We start from the raw sequence: 21,046 nt of genomic DNA on the forward strand, positions 1-21,046 counted from the left end.
AGGTGTTTATGGCAGAAGCGAAAAACGTACTAGGCACAAACCTGGAGATTTGTTGTACTTCTCCGATGACTGGTTATTACCGCGATGGCACTTGCAATACAGGAGGTCAGGATTTTGGAATGCACGTTGTTTGTGCCCAAGTGACAGCAGAATTTCTGGAATTTACTAAATTGCGAGGAAATGACCTCAGCACAGCTGTCCCGGAATATAATTTTCCTGGATTGAAAGCGGGCGATTGCTGGTGTTTATGTGCGGCTCGTTGGCAAGAAGCGCTAGAAGCTGGTGTTGCTCCCCCAGTCGTCCTGACAGCAACCCATGCTAGAGCTTTGGAAGCCTGTAATTTAGAGGATTTGAAAAAACACGCATTACCGGGAAAATAAGGAAGGGAGCAGAGGGGACAAGGGAGACAAGGGAGACAATTAACTGTTGACTGTTGACTGTTGAGTGTTGACTGTTGTCCAATGCCCAATGCCCATTAAATCCTGTGATAGTTTGTTAATTCAAAACCGTTGTTTGTTAAACTCTGGCGCACCTGCTGACTTAAAAGGGCAGAAAATTCTGCTGCACCTGAGCCTGATGGCCCGTTCAGTGGTTCGCCTGAGTTAATAACTGCGGGATGAGAATATATTTCTACTAGGTCTGCCTGAATTTGCGGGATCAGTCCTAGTAAGTATTCTTCAGTCATATTTCCAGTTTGCAGCAATCCATATACGCGCTCGGCGTATTTTATACCGTGAGCGTTGAGTAAACTTTCACCATAACGGCGCAGTCCGCCAAATACTCCTGACCAGACTAACTTAGTGAGTAGCTCTCGACGGTCAAGTTTTAGGCTGATTTTCAATTCTTCAGATGGCAGACGGATGACTCGGATTTTAAATTCTTGAGCTAATTCTCCCAATAACCGTAATATTACGGGATGGGCATGTAAATGTAAATGCCCATCAACATGAGAAAGGGGCAGCCCGGATGCACGGAATTTTTCCAACTGGGCGCGGATTTCTTGCCGCAATTCCTCACGGGCAGCGGGATGAAATTGATAACGTAAGCCAGCTACCAGAGGACTATCAGAAAAGTTACCGAGTGAGTCTACCAAATGGGGAATTTGGGAGGGAGGCAAAACAGCCCGACCGCACACCAGTACTAAATGCAGACCAACTGCCAAATTGGGATGAGTACGTGATAAGGCGATCGCTTCTTCGGCAGCATCTCCAGTTACCATCAAACTGGTACTAGTTAGCACACCCTGTTCATAAGCTTGGATAATTGCTTGATTGACACCAGCAGAAAAGCCAAAGTCATCACCATTAATAATGGCAAAGCGGGGTTTGTCAATTGTCATTTGTCAATTGTCATTTGTCATTGGGCATGGGGCATGGGGCATTGGGCATGGGGCATTGGGCATTGGAAACAATTTTGGATTTTGGATTTTGGATTTTACATTGGAATCCAAAATCGCAAATCTAAAATCTAAAATTTCTTGTCCTCCTTGTCCTCCTTGTCTCCCTTGTCCCCTCATCCCCCTCATCCCCCTCTGCCCTAGTTCCCCGCTGCGTGTGCAGCAGTTTGCTGATTGCGGCGTTCTTTGAGGTAGGAGAAAAACTCCCCGCCTTCTCGCAGGCGGCGTACCATCATCTGTCGGTCTGCGAGCATTTCTTTGACAATGGGGATGATTGCCTTGGGACGGAAGTAAAATTTCCGGTACATCCGCTCAACTGCATCTTCAATTTCCTCACTGGAAAGGGTGGGATATTGCAGTGTTGAGGTTTGAATACCAGAGTTAGCTACTAGAGATTGATTGGTAAACCAGCCGTTTTCCTTAGCTTGTTCGTAAAGTTCTGTACCTGGGTATGGTGCAGCAATGGAAACTTGAATTGTATGGGGACTGAGTTCACAGGCAAAGCGAATTGTCTCTTCTACGGTTTCTTGAGTTTCAATTGGTAGACCAATAATGAATGTTCCGTGAACGGTGATGCCGAGTTTATGGCAGTTTTTCATAAATTCCCGCGCCACTTCTAGCTTGATGCCTTTCTTAATCCGGTTGAGAATGTCTTGGTTACCAGATTCAAAACCAACAAGCAGCAACCGCAGGCCGTTGTCGCGCAGGGTTTTGAGGGTGTCGTAGTCTAAATTGGCACGGGCGTTACAACTCCAAGTGAGTTTGAGCCGCTTCATATGTTCGCTAATTGCGATCGCGCGATGTTTGTCTATGGTAAAGGTATCGTCATCAAACATATATTCCCGCACTTTGTCGCCGAAAATGGCTTTGGCTTCTTCCATCTCCCGCCCGACAACTTCTGGGGTTTTATGCCGATATAAGTGACCGCCAATTGTCTGCGGCCAAAGGCAAAAAGTACATTTTGCCGGACAACCGCGCCCAGTGTAAAAGGAAATGTAGGGATGCAGTAAGTAGCCGATGAAATATTTATTAATATCTAAGTCACGGGCATAGGTAGGGAGGACGCTGGGCATAGCATCCCAATCGTGAATTAAGGGGCGCTCCTCATTGTGACGCACGTTAGAGAACTGGTCACGATAGCTCAGACCCTGAATATTTTCCCAAGGTATGCCTTGAGCTAGTTCCTTACAGGTATAGTCAAATTCGTTACGACAAACAAAGTCGATTACTGGATTACCCCGCAGCGTCTCCTCGGGTAAGACTGCCACATGCGCCCCTACAAAGCCAATCTGTACGTCTGGATTTTGCGCTTTAATAGCTTGGGCACACTTCACGTCATTAGCGAGTGAGGGTGTACTGGTGTGCATGATTACCAATTCGTAATCCTTAGCAATTTTCAGCACATCTTCCACAGTTTGATTATGTGGTGGAGCATCCACCAGCCTGCTACCTGGCACAAGTGCAGCAGGTTGCGCTAGCCATGTGGGATACCAAAAGGAAGTAATTTCGCGCTTAGCTTGGTATCTTGAACCAGCACCACCGTCAAAGCCATCAAAGGAAGGAGGACTGAGGAACAAAGTTTTCTTCATTGATATTTCTCCTTAGTCAATAGTCAATTGTCAATTGTCAATGGTTAAGGGTAATTGGGCATGGAGCATGGGGCATCCCTTCGACTTCGCTCAGGGCAAGTGGGCAAGAGTCAAGAGTCAATGGTCAATGGTCATTAGTTATTCTCACCCATCTTCCTTGTCTCCCTTCCCTTATCTTCCTTCTGCCCGGACACTGAGTTTCGACTACGCTCAACTACCGCGAAGTCGTACCCTACGGGAAGCAAGCTACGCGGAGCGTCTCCCACAGAAGTGCTGCCTTCTGCCCTCTGCCTTCATAAACTAGCTAGCTTTAATGTTCACATCAATAAACTGCTTGAGGAGTGCCAAAACATCGTTCCGACTGAGTTTTTCTTTGCCATTAGCTAAAGCGTCAAGTGTTCCATGTGCCAAGGTGAGGGGAATTTGGCAAAAATCTAAAGCTGGCCCCGCAGCAAGGCTTTGAGTGTAAGCATCTGCTAGCTTTAGGTTACGGCGTGCATACTCATGCATATTTGCAGCACTCCAGCCTTCGGGATAGAAATCTACCCCCCGTTTTAAATCTTCACTGTGGTTACGCAAGATGTTAACTGCTTGTAAACCCCGACCAAACCCAATTGCTTGAGTCCGGTTAGTTTCCGTGCCATCATACCAAGCCCATAAATCAGACAATAACAAGCCCACCGCACCTGCAACCCCAAATGTATAACGATCCAAATCAGACTCTGTCTGAATTTTCCAGTTATTTTCTGCCCAGTACGCCATTCTGTCTGCCATTGCGGCGGTGGCATCCCAAATTCGGGGGGCGATCGCTTCTGGTGCTAATATTGACCATTCTCTAATTCCTAGGGTAACTTCTGGTAAAGTATTCTCATAACCATTAAATCCTAAGGAAAAAGCATCAACTGCGAAACCATCAACCCCCGCTTGTAATGTTAAGCTGATTGTTCGTAACAACTGTGCCTTAGTTGGGTTATCCAGTTCTGGATGATCTTCAATTTCATCAATAGCACGCATACACAAGTATGCTGATGCAACTGCCTCTTGTAACCCTGACGGTAAAAGACTAATTGGAATGTAAAAAGTTCGACTAGTTTCCTTCAGGATTTGCAGTGCATCTCTACGTAAATCCATGTTTTCACTCCTCTCTTGATTTTCACACCACATGAAGTTTTCGGTTTTTTTTGATGATACTGGATCTGTTTTTACTAAATCTTAAGAACTTTATTTTCGCTAGTATTTCCTCTAACAATTAATAGTTTACGGTATCACAATTAACAAAAATCTCACATTGCTCAAAGTTTAGTCTAGTATATAGGGCTTTGGTGACAAAAATGCACGGAGGATAGGATGGGATGGCTCTCATCATCTTTTCGGGCAAATTATCAATATTTATGCTAATATTTGTGCAATTATCTGCAAATTTTCCTACTAATGAACAGCTAATTTCCGAGGAGTAAATGCCTTGAAGTCTGGATGAAGCTGAATAGAGTAGCATAGTTATTGTATCCATAGAGACAAATAATCAAATTACTGTTAATCGGTCATAGTAACTCAAAACGACGATTAATGCCTGTAGTCTAAGCAAGCACAGCTTCTTGAAGGTAGGGAATAAAGAGAGTAAACAAATACAAATATTACTCCTCGCCCTCATGTAATAATCCAGTGTAGTTTTTGACAAAATTACTGAATCTGGAAGCTCAAGTTTAGCTCAAGACAATACCCAGCCTAACTTTATTTCAAAAATCCAATATGAATTTTATAGAGGATACTTATTAATTACGATAATAGAGAATAAGTAGTTCCCGAAAATTTAATCACTTATTGCTTTAATTTTTACCCGCGTTCAGTCCACAGCATAGATAGCAATTGTCAGAATAGCGATGAATTTATGCTGTTTTATGCGCTTCATTTGTGGATCTGACATTGTGTAAAGTTGTCAGCAATGGTAATTTTGAGCTTGAGTTTCAACTAATTTATCTAAATTGATCTATAACGTGCTTCCTGTTTCTCGTGCCGATATATGCATGACAATACCACGCCGAGTTTACGTTATATTTACTTACTCCTCTGTCTAGAAGTTTGTGATGGAACTGATAGCTGTTCTTTCTCTAGCCTACTTCCTTTGCTCTACCAGTTTTTATCAATATTTAGATGCGATCGCCACATTAAGGCGATTTACAGGAATAAATATACCGCCGCCGTTGGTTTCGACTTTGCTCAACCAACTCCAGAGTCGAGAGTTGAGCGTAAAGCCTTCTCTACGAGAGGCTTCGCCAACGGCATAGCTTCTCCTGTCGGAGAGGCTGCGCCCTAAGCGAAGCTATGCCGTAGGCTTTACGCTTAGCGCGTAGCGGACGCACCAAAAGTCGAAACTCGCCAACACAGGTATTTTCTTTCTCGGAAATCACCTAATCTAGAAAATTAAGCTTGAGGATATGATCACAGATGAAAAGAAGCTTAAGTCTGTGAGCAAGGTAAGAGAAAAGCAAAAAGAAAAGAGTACAAGGAAAAATTTTTAAATTTCTCCTTGACTTCCTCTACCTTCGTATCTTTCCGGCTTGTCCCAGAACCAACTTGAAAAGTTTGTTGGCGGCGCCTGATTGCTGAAGAATAAACTTTTATTGATATTTGGCGTATCTACACACAGATAGAACTAATAAATCTACTTTTTTGGGGATGCGATCGCTCAAAATATAATTATCATAATTAGAAATTTGAAGGATTAAGTGAATTAACTTAAAATAAATTGGCTTGATTCTACATATGTGTGTATATTTATTATTGTTTTGCTCAAAATAATTCTCTGATTTAAAAATCTTTCGCTAGAGAGATGTACATAACTATAAAGATAATGCCAAAAATATATTATCTAGACTACGAGGCTTAGAAAAATGCCAAAAGTAGGTAAATATGCATTACTGAGTAATTATTTATTAATAATAACCTGGTTAACATCGTGTAGCGGTAAATCTACTTCAGAAGATATGACTAAGGAAATACAAAATGTCTCTTCCTGGTCAGCAACAGCCCAGATGGTAGGTGATGCTTGGATACAGGGTGCTGTACCGAAAAAATATGCGCAAACGACTTTAAAGAAAGCTCAACAAGAAATTCTCAAAGAAAAAGACAATATAGTCAAACTCCAAACATCTCAAAAGGCAGTTGCCCAGCATAAATCTGTACTTTTAACAGAAGTTTTATTATTAGCTAATAAAACAGAACAAATGTCAAGAGCAATTACCCAAGCAAATCGTCACCAGGTGCAAAAATCTCTGAAAGAATTAGAAGCAGAAACTAGAGTTCTCCACAGACTCAGAAACATACCCGAATAAAGCCATGAAGAAAATTTGGGAAATTGCACTGGGAATTATTACCAGTATCGGCGGCTTTCTGGATGTAGGTGCGATCGCTACAGCAGCAGAAGCTGGATCTACCTATGGCTTTCAACTAATTTGGGTAATAATCCTAGGAACAATTTGTGTCATCTCTTTAGTAGAAATGTCTGGGCGATTAGCAGCTGTTAGTAAGCATACCTTAGCAGCAGCAGTGCGGGAACGCTTTGGTTTTAACTTTTATGTCATTCCCTTATTTGCAGAAATTATTGTTGATTTTCTGGTTTTAGCTGCGGAAATTGGCGGTGTTTGTATAGCCTTACAACTAGTAACAGGTATTAGCTTCCAATGGTTTGCTTTACCTGTAGCTTTTGCTATTTGGTTATTACTATGGAAAGGCACATTTGGTCTAATTGAAAACGGCATTTCTGCTTTAGGTTTAGTTACTTTAGTATTTGTCTATGCTACGTTTAAATTATATCCTTCATTAACAGAAATTGGCAGAGGTTTTTTGCCTACAATCTCAAGGGAAGATACTCCACATTATTTATTTATTGCAGTGAGTATTTTAGGTGCATTAATTAGCCCTTACCTATTTTATTTTTACTCATCTGGTGCAGTGGAAGATAAGTGGGATGAAGGAAATATTGGCGTAAATCGTGCTGTTGCTGGCTTGGGAATGGGCTTTGGTAGTATTGTATCGCTCGGCGTGCTAATTGTAGCAGCACTAACACTCAACCCTAAAGGCATCCAAGTTGATAGCTATGAACAAGCAGCGTTGATGCTAACTGAACCTTTAGGCTACTGGGGTTTTATTTTGTTTGCAGCATCGTTGGGAATAGCTTGCTTTGGTGCTGCGCTGGAGGTGACTCTGGATACAGCCTATATTGTGGCTCAAGCTTTTGGTTGGAATTGGGGCGAAAATCTCAAACCAAAAGATGCAGCGCGGTTTAGTTTGGTTTATACCGTGTTTGTATTTTTAGCGTCGTTACTAATGGTATTCGGTATCGATCCATTACAACTGACTTTATTTTCAATGGCGATTACAGCAGTTATTTTACCACCAGTGATAGTGCCGTTTTTGGTTTTAATGAACGATAAATTATATGTGGGCAAGTATCGTAATGGTTGGATTAGTAATAGCGTGGTGATATTTACAATTGCGCTGGCATTTGTGATGGCTATTGTGGCAATTCCTTTGGAGTTTATTGGAGGATAAAGTATTTAGATGAATCGAGTTGTTGCATAAATATTTTTTTATCACGCAAAGGCGCAATCGCGCTTCGCGATCCCGCAGGGTAGGCGCAAAGAAGAATGCAAGAATATGGATATTATTAGGGATGTTTTAGATAATCAATTAGTAGATCGCAATCAACGCAAAATGGGTAAGGTTGATGGCGTTGTAATGGAATTGCGAGAAGGAGAACCACCGAGAGTGGCTTATATAGAAGTGGGAGTGACGACGCTGGCTAATAGGATAAATCCACGTTTAGCACGTTGGGTTGCAGCTATTGCGAGTAAATGGGGTGCGAAGCAAAGTGAACCATTGCGGATTCCTTGGACAAAGGTGCGGGATGTTGGTATTGATGTGGAAGTCGATGAAGAAGCCGAAGCCACACCCGCTTTAGCCTACGAAAAATGGTTGCGCGATCGCATTATCAAACGTATCCCTGGAGATGGATAATGACAACTAGAGAAATTCATTTAGAATTATTACTTGGTAAGCAAGTATTAGACTCCAATGGTAACGCGATCGGACGCATTGAGGAAGTACGCGCCGAAAAGCAAGGTGAAGAATGGTTAGTTCAGGAATATTTAATTGGCTACGCTGCAATTTTAGAAAGATTATCCGCCTGGACAATTGGGTTAGGAATTTTGCATTTACTGGGTGCGCATAAAATCCACGGTGGTCATACAGTACCTTGGGACAAGCTAGATTTGACTAACCCTGACAAACCGCGTTTGCTTTGTAGTTTAGAAGAATTAAAGTCATTATCTCCAGAATCGCAAAATGTAGATAAGACATCGAATTGATTAGTCAACAGTCAACAGTCAACCGTCAACCGTCAACCGTCAACCGTCAGTTGTCCCTCTCAGATTAATCATGCCGCAATATTTTGGGAAATTACCAACAACCAACCAACCTTGGAACAATATCGGTGGTGTACAAGCTGTAAATTGGAGCGATGCCTACGGTGGTAAACAACGCACTGTTAATTTTGAGTGTGGTAACTCACGGTTACAAATTACCATACTTTCCTCTAATTTAGTTCGAGTCAGGTTTGCACCGACTGGGGAATTTACGCCCCGCCGTTCTTGGGCGGTAACAGTGGATGATTCAGAATGGGAAAAAGTACGCTTTGAGGTGCAAGATACTGAAACGACGGTAGAAATTACAACTGAAAAAATTCGCTTGTGTGTGCAAAAGCAAGATTCTCGCCTAGTTTGCTTTGACAAAGCTAATCGTCCCTTTGCCGAAGATGTTGATATGGGGATTGGTTGGCGTAGGGGCGCTGTTGCTAGCTGGAAGAAAATTTACGCCGATGAGCATTTTTATGGCTTTGGGGAACGCACAGGCTTTCTGGATAAACTCAGCCAAGTGAAAACTAACTGGACAGTTGATGCTTTAGATTACGATGCGTTGACTGATGAAATGTACCAAGCCATTCCATTTTTTATGGCTTTGCGTCCAGATGTAGGTTATGGCATCTTTTTTAACACGACATTTTGGAGTCAATTTGATATTGGTGCCCAAAAGCCTGGTGTTTGTCAGATGGAAACTCGCGGCGGAGAGTTAGATTATTACATTATCTATGGACCCGAACCAGCGGATATTTTGCGTACATATACGCAATTAACTGGGAGAATGTCGCTACCACCAAAATGGGCGCTAGGTTATCATCAATGTCGCTGGAGTTACGAATCAGAAGATGTGGTGCGGGAACTAGCGCGAGAATTTCGTCAGCGCCGCATTCCTTGCGATGTCATCCACCTGGATATTGACTATATGCGGGGTTATCGTGTGTTTACCTGGAGTCCGAAACGCTTTCCCGAACCCGCAAAATTGGTAAGTGATTTGGCTCAAGCTGGTTTTAAGACAGTGACAATTATCGACCCAGGTGTGAAGTATGAGCCAGAAGCCAATTATCACGTTTTCGATCAAGGAATAGCCAACGATTATTTTGTGCGTAAAGCCGATGGCGTGTTATTTCACGGCTATGTGTGGCCGGAAAAGGCTGTTTTTCCTGATTTTTTACGTTCTGATGTGCGTCAATGGTGGGGTGATTTACACAAAAGCCTCACCGATATTGGTGTGGCAGGAATCTGGAATGATATGAATGAACCCGCCATAGATACTCGCCCCTTTGGGGATGGGGGGGAGAAGATTTGGTTTCCTCTGGATGCGCCGCAGGGGGATGGGGGGGATGAGGGGGACAAACAGACGCGGGGACGCGGGGATGAAACAGATGGGGGGGATGAGGGGGATGAGGGGGATCAGGCAAAAAGCGAAAATGTCTCCGCGTCCCCGTGTCCTCGCGTCCCCGTGTCCTCTTCCACTCATCTAGAGGTGCATAATTTGTATGGGTTGATGATGGCTAAAGCTTGTGCTGAAGGGTTGCAGCGCCATCGGCAAAAAGAGCGATCGTTTGTGTTGACACGTTCTGGTTATGCTGGGGTGCAGCGTTGGTCTTCGGTGTGGATGGGGGATAACCATTCATTGTGGGAGCATTTGGAAATGTCCTTACCCATGCTGTGTAACATGGGGCTTTCGGGTGTGGCGTTTGTCGGTTGTGATATTGGTGGGTTTGCAGGTAACGCCACTGCGGAGTTATTTGCCCGGTGGATGCAGGTAGGAATGCTTTACCCACTGATGCGCGGACATTCTGCCATGTCTACGGCGCGTCATGAACCTTGGGTATTTGGCGATCGCACAGAAAATATCTGTCGGGAATATATTAACCTGCGCTATCAGCTATTACCTTACATCTACAATCTGTTTTGGGAAGCGGCACAAACAGGCGCTCCGATTTTAAGACCACTATTTTACCATTATCCGCGCGATCGCCAAACCTACACCCTTTACGATCAGGTATTTCTGGGAGCTTCTCTGATGGCTGCACCGATTTACCGTCCTGGCGTTGAGTACCGCGCTGTCTATTTACCCGCAGGTACTTGGTATGACTGGTGGACTGGAGAAAAATACACAGGCCCTACCCATATTTTGGCCCATGCACCATTAGAAAGAATGCCACTTTATGTCCGTGGTGGCGCCATCATCCCCATGCAACCTGTGCAGCAATATGTCGATGAACTTCCACAAAACTTACTGCATTTGCGTATTTGGCCTGGTGAGAACCAATACTTATTTTTTGAAGATGATGGTATCACCAATAATAGTCATAATCAAAACTACTCTTTACGAGAAATCAGGGTATATACGCAAGAAAATCAAACCGTCGTTGATATTGTTAAAAGAGTAGGGGAATGGATACCACCAAAAAGAGAAATAATTGTTGAAGTAGTCGGCATTGGCGAACAACGCTTTACTGATGATGGCGGCGCATATATCTTGAGATTTTAAAATCTACACTAGGATATATTTTTGAAAACACCAGAGGGGCGGCACTTCGATTTCTCTGCGAGACGCTACGCGCTAAGCGTAAAGCCTACGGCATAGCTTCTCCTATCGGAGAGGCTGCGCCCTAAGCGTTGGCGCAGCCTCTCCGCAGGAGAAGCTATGCCCAATGCCCAATGCCCAATGCCCAATGCCCAATAAAATATGCATATAGATAGATGAAACTATAAATCAAGTATAAGTATTATAAAATACCAGAATATATCCCTCTAGACTCAAAAAACCTTGAAATTTGCTCGGCACGTTTAGATGGGGTTACAAAAACCTGGATGTTAAACAGAAACCGCTGGTATCTGCAAGTTCTCGACCAAGTCCCCAGTAAACCGTTAATAGTACAAATCAGTAGTGCGATCGCCATATTCATCGGCGGATTTGTACTTATTGGCTGGGGTTTCGATATTGAATTTCTCAAATGTTTCTGCTCTAGTGGTTTAGTGACCATGAAGGCAAATACAGCCTTGGGTTTTATACTGTCTGGTGTGTCACTGTGGTTAGTTCAGAATCTCAAGACAGAAAAAGGTACTTCTCTCCAAAATAACGCCCACCACCTTTGGGTTTCGCGGCTGTGTGCAGTAGCAGTATTGATGCTTGGGTTGTTAACAGTCGTTCAATATATCTTTGGGAAGAATTTTGGCATTGACGAGTTGTTATTCCCCGATTCGCCAAATGCTATATTCACATCGCGGCCAGGACGAATGGGATTGAACACTGCACTTGACTTTATGCTCGTCGGTAGATCCCTAGAGCTAGCAGTGCATCAAAAAACCGATCGTAGCTATTGGTATTCCCAAATTCTCGCCCTCATAGCTGCTTTAATTTCCTTGCAGGCGTTAATTGGCTATACCTATCAAGTACAAAGTTTGTATGGCTTACAACCTTATACAACTTCAATGGCCTTACACACAGCTATAACTTTTATAATGCTGTGTATTGGTATTATGTGGACAAATCCAAACCAGGGATTAATGCGAATAATTACAAGCAATACCGACAGCGGTTTGTTGTCCCGCAGATTATTATTTGCGGCGATCGCAGTTCCTTTGCTAGTAGGGTGGTTAATTGTTCTTGGTCAAAAAATAGGTCAATATGATACGGCGTTTGCCATATCATTATTTGCCATTATCATCATGGTGATTTTTGCCATTATCATCTGGCAAAGTGCAGCAGTAGTTGAACGCCTCAGTAAACAACGCGATCGCGTTCAAGATGAACTAAAAGCTTACGAAGAAAAACTCGGAAGTCTTGTAGATGCTAATTTAATCGGCATTATGTTTGCTGATATATATGGCGGTATCCAGCAAGCAAATAATGAATTTTTATCCCTGATTGGCTACACGCGGGAAGATTTATTAGCCGGGAGGATCAGCTGGAGCGAGATCACACCCCCAGAATACTTATATTTGGATGAGCAGGGAATCGCCCAAGCCCAAGCAAATGCGAATGGTGCTTGTACGCCCTATGAAAAAGAATATATCCGCAAAGATGGCAGCCGTATACCGGTGTTAGTTGGTTACGTACTGTTGGGAGAACAACGCCAAGATTCAGTAGCATTTATTATCAACTTAAGTGAACGTCAACAGGCAAAACAACAAATAGTCCAGCTCAACAAGGATCTTCAGCGCCGTGTCACTGAGTTACAAACTTTGCTTGATGTTATCCCCATTGGCATTGGTATTGCCGAAGATCCTGAATGTGAAAGTATTAGAGTTAATCCCGCTTTTGCCAAACAGTTAGGGATTTCGCCGGATAACAACGCCTCCTTGACTGCGCCACTTGAGGAGAGACCAAATTTTAAACTCTACCGTGAGGGTAAGGAAATATCAGGACAAGAACTCCCCATGCAGTATGCTGCTGCTCATGGCGTTGAAGTTGTAGATTTTGAGCTAGAGATATTACAGGAAAATGGTAAATTAGTCAAGTTATTAGAGTATGTTGCACCTTTGTTTGACGAAGAAGGTAATACTAGAGGCTGCATCGGTGCATTTTTGGATATTACAGAACGCAAGCAAGCTGAGGAATTGCTACGAAATCAGCAAAAATGGCTGGAAGATGTACTCAATCTCATGCCCAGACCACTAATATTTATAGAACCAGGAACAGCACGGGTAACTTTCGCTAATCGCGCCGCCGACGAAGTAGCTGGGGGCGAATTTCCCAAAGGGATAGCAGCAGCAGATTACCACAAGTTTTATTATTATACTGATGCTCACGGCGATCGCCTTGCCAACGACCAAATGCCAGGAGTGCGGGTTGCTCGTGGAGAACGCCTGGATGGGTTAGAGGTAGACTGGCATACAAATCAAGGTGTGCGTTCTCTATTGATATTTGCTGATACAATGCCTGCAATGCATGGTTATCCAGCTACCTGTGTATTAGTTTTCCAAGATATTACCAATATCAAGCAAGTAGAAAAAGCCCTTTCTTTAGGCTACAAAAGACTTAAACTGCTATTTGATACTGCTAGTGAATTATTATCCAGTCAAAATCCTGTGGCATTAGTTGATAGCTTATTCCGTCAACTTGCCGAGCAAATTGGGTTAGATATGTATCTAAATTACTTGATAGAAGACAACTCTCAGGTAATGCATCTAGCCTCATCCACGGGTATTTCTGAAGAACTGGCAAAAGAAATCGAGTACTTGGCGGTGGGTACAGCAGTATGTGGGACGACAGCCCAAACAAAGTGTCAGGTTACCTTAGATAATGTCCAGCAATCAACTGACCCAAAAACAGCATTGATTCGCTCTATCGGCATTACAGCTTACTACAGTTACCCGTTAATTACTCAAGGGCAGCTTTTAGGTACTCTTTCCTTTGGCAGCCGCACTCGCACTCGCTTCAGTGATAATCAAAAGGGAATGATGCAAGCAGTTTGCGATCAAATAGCGATCGCAATGGAACGGGCGCGGTTAATTACTTCTTTGCAACAACAAACTGAGCAGTTGCAAGAAGCAAACCGAATGAAAGATGAATTTTTGGCGATATTGTCCCATGAATTGCGATCGCCCCTCAACGCTATCCTCGGTTGGGCACAATTGCTACGTTCCCGTAATCTCAACGAAACTCAAGCGAGTAGGGGTTTGGAAACAATCGAACGCAATGCCAGAATCCAAACCCAGCTAATTGAAGACTTGCTGGATATTTCGCGGATGATTAGAGGAAAGTTGCGTTTGAATGTGGCGACTTGCAATCTGATTTCCATTATTAACTCAGCCTTAGAGACGGTTCACCTAGCAGCCCAAGTCAAGGAAATCGATGTGCAATTTTCTCTACCGGAGCAGGAATCAGTAGCAAATAATCGCAGTAGTGAATTTTTAGTTTCCGGCGATGCCGAACGCTTACAGCAGATCATTTGGAATTTATTATCCAACGCCATCAAATTTACTTCTCCAGGTGGTAAAATAGAAATTAGGATGGCAAAACTCGTCGAAAAATGCAAAGGTAATCTGACTAGCTACGCTCAGATTCAAGTAATTGACACAGGTATTGGTATTAGTTCCGAGTTTCTGCCTTACGTATTTGATAGATTTCGTCAAGCTGATAGTTCCAGTACCAGAAAACATGGTGGACTAGGATTAGGGTTAGCAATTGTCCGTCATTTAGTAGAACTGCATGGCGGTACAGTGCAAGTCGATAGTCCAGGTGAGGAGCAAGGCGCGACATTTACAGTCAAGCTACCGCTGTTGTCGCCAACACAAGCAACAATTTCCTCCCTACACAAAGAAGATGATTCCGCGTCGGTTTTGTATCCTTCCTTGTTAGGCGTGCGAGTCCTAGTAGTAGACGACGAAGTTGATAGCCGGGAATTTATCACCACCGTACTTCAACAATCCCAAGCCGAAGTGCAAGCAGCAGCATCAGTACCAGAAGCATTGCAGATAATTCAAGAGTGGAAACCAGATGTGATTGTCAGTGACATCGGTATGCCGACAGAAGATGGTTATTCATTAATCCGCAAAGTGCGATCGCTACCACCAGAGCAAGGAGGGAATGTGCCAGCAGCAGCACTGACAGCTTATGCTAGAGCAGAAGACCGGATGCGAGCTATCCAAGAAGGTTATCAGCTACATTTACCTAAACCAATTGAACCAGCTGAGTTAGCAACAGTAGTTGCTAGCTTGGTTGGTAGAGCTTAACCTTTTAACTACTTGCTCTTGTTAAGCGACAGAGCTAAAAACTGGAAAGCATTCTTAGGTGTCATGACCTTTCTAACGTAGCTTTCGCTTAATCTGGCTATCTTGTCCACTGTTGTCCAGTGTTTAGCTGATAGCAACTGATATCCCAGCTAACTGTATTAGTAACAAATCACCATGCATAGACTAACGGGTATGTAGCATTTTTCACAGCCTGAAGCAAAGGATCGCGAATCTTTGCTTCCGGGAACCAAGCAGCGCCCAGATCCCAAATAATCACACCGCCTAAGCCATTTTTTTCAACGTAATCAATCTTTACCTGAACAGATTTTTCATTTTCATAAGAAATAAAACTATCAGTAGCTGAACCCAGTGAATTAATTTTTAAATAGGCAGATTGAGTGGTTGTATCCCAGTAATAAACCTGCTTTTTGTAATAGCGATTAATGATCTCAAAATAAGGAATTGATCCCAATATCGGTATCTGAGTTTTATCCCATTTCTGTAGCGGCTCAAAAACACCGCCCCATTTTTTGCCCTCAAAGTCAATACCAATTCCTAACTTACTTGCGCTGACACCTGCATCAACAAAAGCTTTCACAAGACCATCAGCAGAAGGCAGAAGTTGACCAGTGCTAGGAAATTTGTAACCACCGTCATAAAGTGGAGCATTGTGCCAAGTCACCGAACCTAGCTCATTGCTGGCTAAATTATAAGTCGTGATATTGATTTGCGCGAATTGGTCTTGCAATCTGGCAAATAGCTCTGGTCGCTCCTTGACAGCCGCAGTTAAGATCGGCCGAGGATTAATGGCACTCAATTTCTGACTCAAAAGATTAATGAACGCTGTATATTGCGCTTCATCTTCTTCTGTGAGAGATTGCCAATGAATATCAATACCATCGTATTGTTCGCCACCATAGCCTGTATAGTCATTTGTTAAAAATTTGACAAGATTATTAGTGAAGGCTTCGAGATTTTCCGGGCTGGTAGCGGCTCGAAATCTCCGGTGTGTCGCGCCCTTGACTTCTGTTTTACCATCTCCCCCACCGATCGCAAACAGCACTTTTGTTCCGCTTGCATGGGCTGCTTTCAACAGCGCCGCCGAGTTATCTGGGGTAATTTGATTAGTTTCAACATCCAAGCCTGCTGGATCAAAAAGCGAACTGTGCTGTTGAATACCTGGTTTGACAGCAAAATGGATGACAGCAGTCACAGCGCTATAATCAATGTCTTCAGGGCGTAAATATTCTTGCCTCCAACCGGGATAATAGGCGTTAGTCCATGCCGTCAGGCGTTTGCCGATCACTGCTAAACTTTCAATTGTGTTCATAGTACCTCTTGAACCTACACATTCTGCGATCGCTATCAAGTATCAGAACACACTAGTCTACAAACGGCGTTGGTACTATTCCGGAAGGCTGATCGAAAGAAAGGCAAAGGGTAGAGGAGACAAGGGGGACAAGGGAGTGTGGGGAGTGTAGGGAATTTTCTTCTCCATGTCCAATGCCCCATGCCCCATGCCCCATGCCCTAAAGTTGATGAGAAGCCAGAAAAGCTTCGACTTCATCTGTAGTGGGTTGGGAGGCGATCGCGCCTGGTTTAATGGTAGTTAGCGCACCCACAGCGCTGGCATAGGTAACAATACGTTTTGCGATTTCTGGATTACCCAAGTTTTGGATACCATGCTGAAGTATTTGATAAATAAACCCAGCCAAAAAGCTATCCCCCGCACCCGTTGTATCCACTACAGGTATAGAGAATGAGGGTAATTTGCCTTCATTTTCAGCTAAGCAGTAGGCGCAACCATTTTCCCCATCGGTCACCAATACTCCCTCAATCGAATTTAACCTGTAAGTAATTGCACCTGGATCATTAGTATCAAATAGCCATTCTGCTTCTTCTTTGGAAAGCTTGATAAAATCAACTCGTTTCAATATTTGCTCAATCTTTTGCCGAGCAATATTGGCATCTTGCCAAAATACAGGTCGCCAATTAACATCCAGCAAAATCTTCAGATCGTAATATTCTGCTAATTCTAAAGCACGGTGAATTGCCTGTTCACTGTCAGGATAAGCCAATTCCAAAGTACCCAAAACCAAAAAATCTGCCTCTTGAAACAGAGGTAAGGGTAATTTATCTGCTTGCAGGCGCGTATCAGCAAATTCAGTGGTGTCATATTTGCCAAATCCAGCAAAAGTGCGATCGCCTGCGAGATCCCTTGTCACATATACTTGCCTTGTTGGTGCTGTCGGATGGCGTTGCACCCCAATTGTATCTACGCCTAATTCTTGTAAAAGCTTTACCAAGCTATTCCCAGGTTCATCTTCACCAACCGCGCCGATAAAACCTGCTGGTGTCCCCAGCTTGACTAAAGCACAAGCCACGTTAGCTGGTGCGCCTCCAGGGTAAGGAGTCCAAGACTGAACTTCTTCTAGCTTTAGCCCCAATTGATCGGCTAAACAATCAAACAAAATTTCACCGAGACATAAAACACGGGGATTGCTCATTTCATTTTAGTTTGCGATTTGTCAGTCAGATTTTCCAGTATAAAATCTACAATAAACTTGGCTATCTGTCGCCCGTCCTTCATCGCTGGAAATAGCAATGTTTGCTACTAACATGAGATATACATGCTTTGTTCCCCACATTTTATTGCATCATGAAAACAGCTAATTTTAGCTATTTGATGGTAGTATTTAATACTGTAATTTCGTCAATTACCTGAAGATGAACCAAAAATAAACAGAAAAGAATAGCAATTGTAATGCTAATCGCACTGGAAACGCCTGCCGACAAAAGAATCTTCTAGAATGAGAGAGAGCGGTTAAGTACATATACCAAGGGAGGATAGAATAAGTCATGGCTGCTGGCGAGTCTCAGACCCCTGTTAGTCTGTCAGACAGAGAACTGCAAATTATCGACTTAGTGGCCGCTGGCTTAACTAACCAAGAGATTGCAGGAAAACTGGAAATTAGCAAACGCACAGTTGATAACCATATCAGCAATATTCTCACGAAAACCCAGACGGAAAACCGAGTAGCTCTTGTGCGCTGGGCTTTACAGTGGGGCAAAGTCTGTTTGAATGATGTCAATTGCTGTTCTCTGCCTAACCATAATGATTAGACAAGTTGCTAGTCAGGATGCGATCGATGGCGTTGAACCATAACATCATTGATTGCGTTATCACGTTCAAGTTCTTTTGGTTTACAGCCAAGGCAAATCTGACGCTTAACTAAGTGTTCTGCTCTTCACGCATTAATTTCATCAGTGTGAACTTCTACCACCAAGTTTTTTGAGCGTCAAACTCAACCAATTTTAGATTTTGGATGCTCGGATTTTGGTGAAGCAGCGACGGGTACCCAAGGAGTTTCCACGCCACTTACGCGGCTCTACCTCTTAACCCGGATAACGCAGTGGCTCCCCATGAGCGACTGCACCAAGCCGAAGGGATTTAACCCGACCACGCTTGCTACTTGGCTCAAGGATTTTCAATTTTGGCAGCCCTGCGCCTTTGCGGGTTCTCAAGGCACTTCGTTCAGTCGGTAGACTTGTAGGAAGTGGCGTGATTTTGGATTTGTTCCGCCCAAAGATGTGCATGAACCAAAAAAAATCTAAAATCGGCTTTTCTTGAATCTAAAATTGGCATAATGCTCGTCAAAGGGAGTCTTTTCACTGTCGGTACAGTCTTTTTCTGACTTTACCGATAGAGAAGTTCCCTTGGGTGCAACAGTATGTATCCACTCAACAATAAAAATTAGCAATAATATATTGCTCGAAGCGCTACATTTGAAAGAAACCCATGTTGCTTTATCGACTTGGGGAGCAGTGTTCCTGTACACAAGCCCGATTAGGAAACTGCGCTTAAAAGCGCTTGAGTTGTGTTTCCTCCCACAGCTAGAAGCAGTGGGTTTCTACACATACCGCGAGATTTTATGAATACTTCTGCTTCTTTTCAAAGTGGCTTATCTCCCTTTGACTTTTTCAACTTTGATTTAACGACTCCCATATCTGGGAATATTCCGAGAGTCGCAGAGCCAGCGGCGGCTGTTGATTTTCCCCAACCCACACCGGATGCTGATTTACTCAGACAGCTATCATTTATTCCGGGATTGAAAGAAATTTTGCTCCTGCGACAAGTTCATGCTTTAGAACATGCTACTGTTTGGGTTCTGAGTGAATCAAACAGTGCCTATACGAACAGCAGAGAATCTACCAATGTTCAAGTTGATAACGAACTATTAAGCGGGTTGTCTACAGAACATGGATTCTACCTCTATGGTGAAGTCAATATTAGTGATTTACGACGTGCAGTCACTCTCGCCCTACATCGCCTGACTAGTGGCGAATCGGATTTAGCTGTACATCCCCGTTGCGGCACAAATTTATCAGTAGCTATGCTGTTAACCGCTGGACTAGCTGTGGGTGTGCATCTGTTGCTACCGTTCCGACCAATTGAGCAACTCATCGGTTTGGGATTAGCAGCGACAACAGCTGCTGAACTTGCACCAGATTTAGGTTTAATGGCACAGCGCTACATCACAACTGCCATTCCCTTTAACCTCAAAATTGAACATATTATTCGGACACGGGACGTTTGGGGACGAGAGGCGCATTTTGTGAAGGTGAATTGGCAAGAATAATATCTCAGCTTTCCTTTGCTGCTAGTGAATATCCGCCTAATATCTGTTCTGCTCTGCCAAGCGGTATTTCTATTAATATAGTGACTTACCGCTATGCGATCGCGCGCCTACGCATTTTCAGAGAGTTAAGTAATGAGAAAGCTTTATTTCTTACTTCCAGGAACAGATAGTAAATTTGCTTGTGGTGGTCTTTGGGCAGAGTTAAAAACAGTTAATTTAGTTCAGCAGATTTGTAGCGCTGATGTTGTCACTTATCGTCAAAGGGAGTCTGGCAGACTGTTTATAGATGATCTACTCCAAGAGAAAAATTTAAATGATGTAATTTTTGTTATTAGTTGGGGATTTGATATAGCCCAACTCGCTGCTAAACTTCAACAATATAACGTTGTATACCATGCTCATAGCGCAGGTTACAAATTCTACTTATCAGGCAGTATACCCATTATCACTGTTAGCCGAAATACAATGGGATATTGGGGGCAAAAATCTCCCAACTCTTTGATTTATTATTTGCCTAATCAAATTAGTAACGAATTTCAAAATTTACATCTACAAAGAGACATCGATGTTTTAGTTCAGGCAAGAAAATCTTCAGAATATTTAATGCAAGCATTGATTCCCGAATTAGAGAAAAAATGTAATGTACTTGTGGTTAATTCCTATGTAGAAGATTTGCCTGGATTATTCAATCGCGCTAAAATTTATCTTTATGACTCTGCTGAATATTGGGCGCAACAAAATGTAAGTGAAGGATTTGGTTTACAACCAATGGAAGCCCTTGCCTGTGGCTGTCAAGTATTTTCAAGTGTCAATGGCGGGTTATCTGATTACCTAGATCCGGGATTTAATTGCTATAAAATTGCTGGATATTCAAAAGAATTTGATATTCAACGTATTTTAAAGGTGTTGGAATCTCCAGTCAATATGACTTTGTCGGAAGAGTTTTTTAACGAGTATCGGTACGACAATATTATTAAGCGGTTGCAAGTGATTCTGGATGAATTAAACGAATTTTTCGATCATAAAATCCAACAACCACAAAATATTCCCGAACTCTCAAGAATCCGTTTAGTAAAATTACTGACAAAGAATATATACAGTAAAGTGCGTAAGAAATATTTTCGGGACAATTGAAAGTTGCTAACACAGAAGTAGCGGAGTGAAGGCGTGCGGGCTGTGACTATCTTTGCTGCCAATGCATAATCTTGATGCCCGTACCAGGCACCACCGAATCTAGCGCAGCGTTCCCCAGTTGCGTCAATGTTCACAGTCCCGGTTTTTTGTTAACGTTAGCCGAAGGCTTTGGCGAAGCCATCG

16 protein-coding genes are annotated in these 21,046 nt (G+C 43.1%); 11 read left to right on the forward strand and 5 right to left on the reverse strand.

Going from position 1 to position 21,046, the window contains the following annotated elements:
• The first annotated feature begins 8 nt into the window (after positions 1 to 8).
• Positions 9 to 380, forward strand: a complete 372-nt coding sequence (locus AACU32_RS22030) for a DUF2237 family protein (RefSeq protein WP_096603248.1) — start codon at positions 9 to 11, stop codon at positions 378 to 380.
• 95 nt (positions 381 to 475) lie between these two features.
• Here the strand turns inward: AACU32_RS22030 and hpnK are convergent, their stop codons facing one another.
• The 3 genes from hpnK to AACU32_RS22045 all read right to left on the reverse strand — a co-directional run bounded on the left by hpnK (position 476) and on the right by AACU32_RS22045 (position 4,116).
• Positions 476 to 1,339, reverse strand: coding sequence for a hopanoid biosynthesis-associated protein HpnK (gene hpnK, locus AACU32_RS22035; protein ID WP_096603250.1), 864 nt, complete (start codon positions 1,337 to 1,339; stop codon positions 476 to 478).
• A gap of 197 nt (positions 1,340 to 1,536) precedes the next feature.
• A complete protein-coding gene (hpnJ, locus tag AACU32_RS22040) occupies positions 1,537 to 2,985 on the reverse strand; it encodes a hopanoid biosynthesis associated radical SAM protein HpnJ (RefSeq protein ID WP_096603252.1) in 1,449 nt (482 codons plus the stop codon).
• 300 nt (positions 2,986 to 3,285) lie between these two features.
• A complete protein-coding gene (locus AACU32_RS22045) occupies positions 3,286 to 4,116 on the reverse strand; it encodes a squalene/phytoene synthase family protein (RefSeq protein WP_096603253.1) in 831 nt (276 codons plus the stop codon).
• A gap of 889 nt (positions 4,117 to 5,005) precedes the next feature.
• Here AACU32_RS22045 and AACU32_RS22050 point away from each other — a divergent pair.
• The 7 genes from AACU32_RS22050 to AACU32_RS22080 all read left to right on the forward strand — a co-directional run bounded on the left by AACU32_RS22050 (position 5,006) and on the right by AACU32_RS22080 (position 15,089).
• A complete protein-coding gene (locus tag AACU32_RS22050) occupies positions 5,006 to 5,299 on the forward strand; it encodes a hypothetical protein (protein ID WP_339378165.1) in 294 nt (97 codons plus the stop codon).
• Positions 5,300 to 5,876: 577 nt separating this feature from the next.
• On the forward strand, positions 5,877 to 6,317 hold the full coding sequence (locus AACU32_RS22055; protein ID WP_096603255.1) for a hypothetical protein: 441 nt from the start codon (positions 5,877 to 5,879) through the stop codon (positions 6,315 to 6,317).
• Positions 6,318 to 6,321: 4 nt separating this feature from the next.
• Positions 6,322 to 7,536 carry an NRAMP family divalent metal transporter gene (locus tag AACU32_RS22060; RefSeq protein WP_096603257.1) on the forward strand — a complete coding sequence of 405 codons (1,215 nt, stop codon included), beginning with the start codon at positions 6,322 to 6,324 and terminating at the stop codon, positions 7,534 to 7,536.
• A gap of 105 nt (positions 7,537 to 7,641) precedes the next feature.
• Positions 7,642 to 8,001 carry a hypothetical protein gene (locus AACU32_RS22065; protein WP_096603259.1) on the forward strand — a complete coding sequence of 120 codons (360 nt, stop codon included), beginning with the start codon at positions 7,642 to 7,644 and terminating at the stop codon, positions 7,999 to 8,001.
• Positions 8,001 to 8,351, forward strand: coding sequence for a hypothetical protein (locus AACU32_RS22070; protein ID WP_096603260.1), 351 nt, complete (start codon positions 8,001 to 8,003; stop codon positions 8,349 to 8,351). Before AACU32_RS22065 ends, AACU32_RS22070 begins: the two co-directional genes overlap by 1 nt.
• A 70-nt stretch (positions 8,352 to 8,421) precedes the next feature.
• Positions 8,422 to 10,899, forward strand: a complete 2,478-nt coding sequence (locus AACU32_RS22075) for a glycoside hydrolase family 31 protein (RefSeq protein WP_096603262.1) — start codon at positions 8,422 to 8,424, stop codon at positions 10,897 to 10,899.
• A gap of 323 nt (positions 10,900 to 11,222) precedes the next feature.
• Positions 11,223 to 15,089, forward strand: coding sequence for a hybrid sensor histidine kinase/response regulator (locus AACU32_RS22080; RefSeq protein ID WP_096603263.1), 3,867 nt, complete (start codon positions 11,223 to 11,225; stop codon positions 15,087 to 15,089).
• A 169-nt stretch (positions 15,090 to 15,258) separates the two neighbouring features.
• Here the strand turns inward: AACU32_RS22080 and AACU32_RS22085 are convergent, their stop codons facing one another.
• Together AACU32_RS22085 and AACU32_RS22090 are read right to left on the reverse strand one after the other, a co-directional pair.
• On the reverse strand, positions 15,259 to 16,419 hold the full coding sequence (locus AACU32_RS22085; protein WP_096603265.1) for a glycosyl hydrolase family 18 protein: 1,161 nt from the start codon (positions 16,417 to 16,419) through the stop codon (positions 15,259 to 15,261).
• Between the two features lie 199 nt (positions 16,420 to 16,618).
• Positions 16,619 to 17,596 (reverse strand): carbohydrate kinase family protein, encoded by a 978-nt coding sequence (locus AACU32_RS22090; RefSeq protein WP_096603266.1) that lies wholly within the window; start codon positions 17,594 to 17,596, stop codon positions 16,619 to 16,621.
• Positions 17,597 to 17,948: 352 nt separating this feature from the next.
• Here AACU32_RS22090 and AACU32_RS22095 point away from each other — a divergent pair, with 352 nt between their 5' ends.
• The 3 genes from AACU32_RS22095 (at position 17,949) to AACU32_RS22105 (ending at position 20,863) form a co-directional block, all read left to right on the forward strand.
• Positions 17,949 to 18,212 (forward strand): helix-turn-helix domain-containing protein, encoded by a 264-nt coding sequence (locus tag AACU32_RS22095; RefSeq protein ID WP_096603268.1) that lies wholly within the window; start codon positions 17,949 to 17,951, stop codon positions 18,210 to 18,212.
• A gap of 809 nt (positions 18,213 to 19,021) precedes the next feature.
• Positions 19,022 to 19,729, forward strand: coding sequence for a DUF6391 domain-containing protein (locus AACU32_RS22100; protein WP_339378166.1), 708 nt, complete (start codon positions 19,022 to 19,024; stop codon positions 19,727 to 19,729).
• A 132-nt stretch (positions 19,730 to 19,861) separates the two neighbouring features.
• Positions 19,862 to 20,863: a glycosyltransferase gene (locus tag AACU32_RS22105; RefSeq protein WP_096603269.1), complete on the forward strand. Its 1,002-nt coding sequence runs from the start codon at positions 19,862 to 19,864 to the stop codon at positions 20,861 to 20,863.
• The last annotated feature ends 183 nt before the right edge of the window (positions 20,864 to 21,046 follow it).

Source organism: Calothrix sp. NIES-2100, assembly GCF_963875285.1.
In the GTDB taxonomy this organism is placed as follows: domain Bacteria; phylum Cyanobacteriota; class Cyanobacteriia; order Cyanobacteriales; family Nostocaceae; genus Aulosira.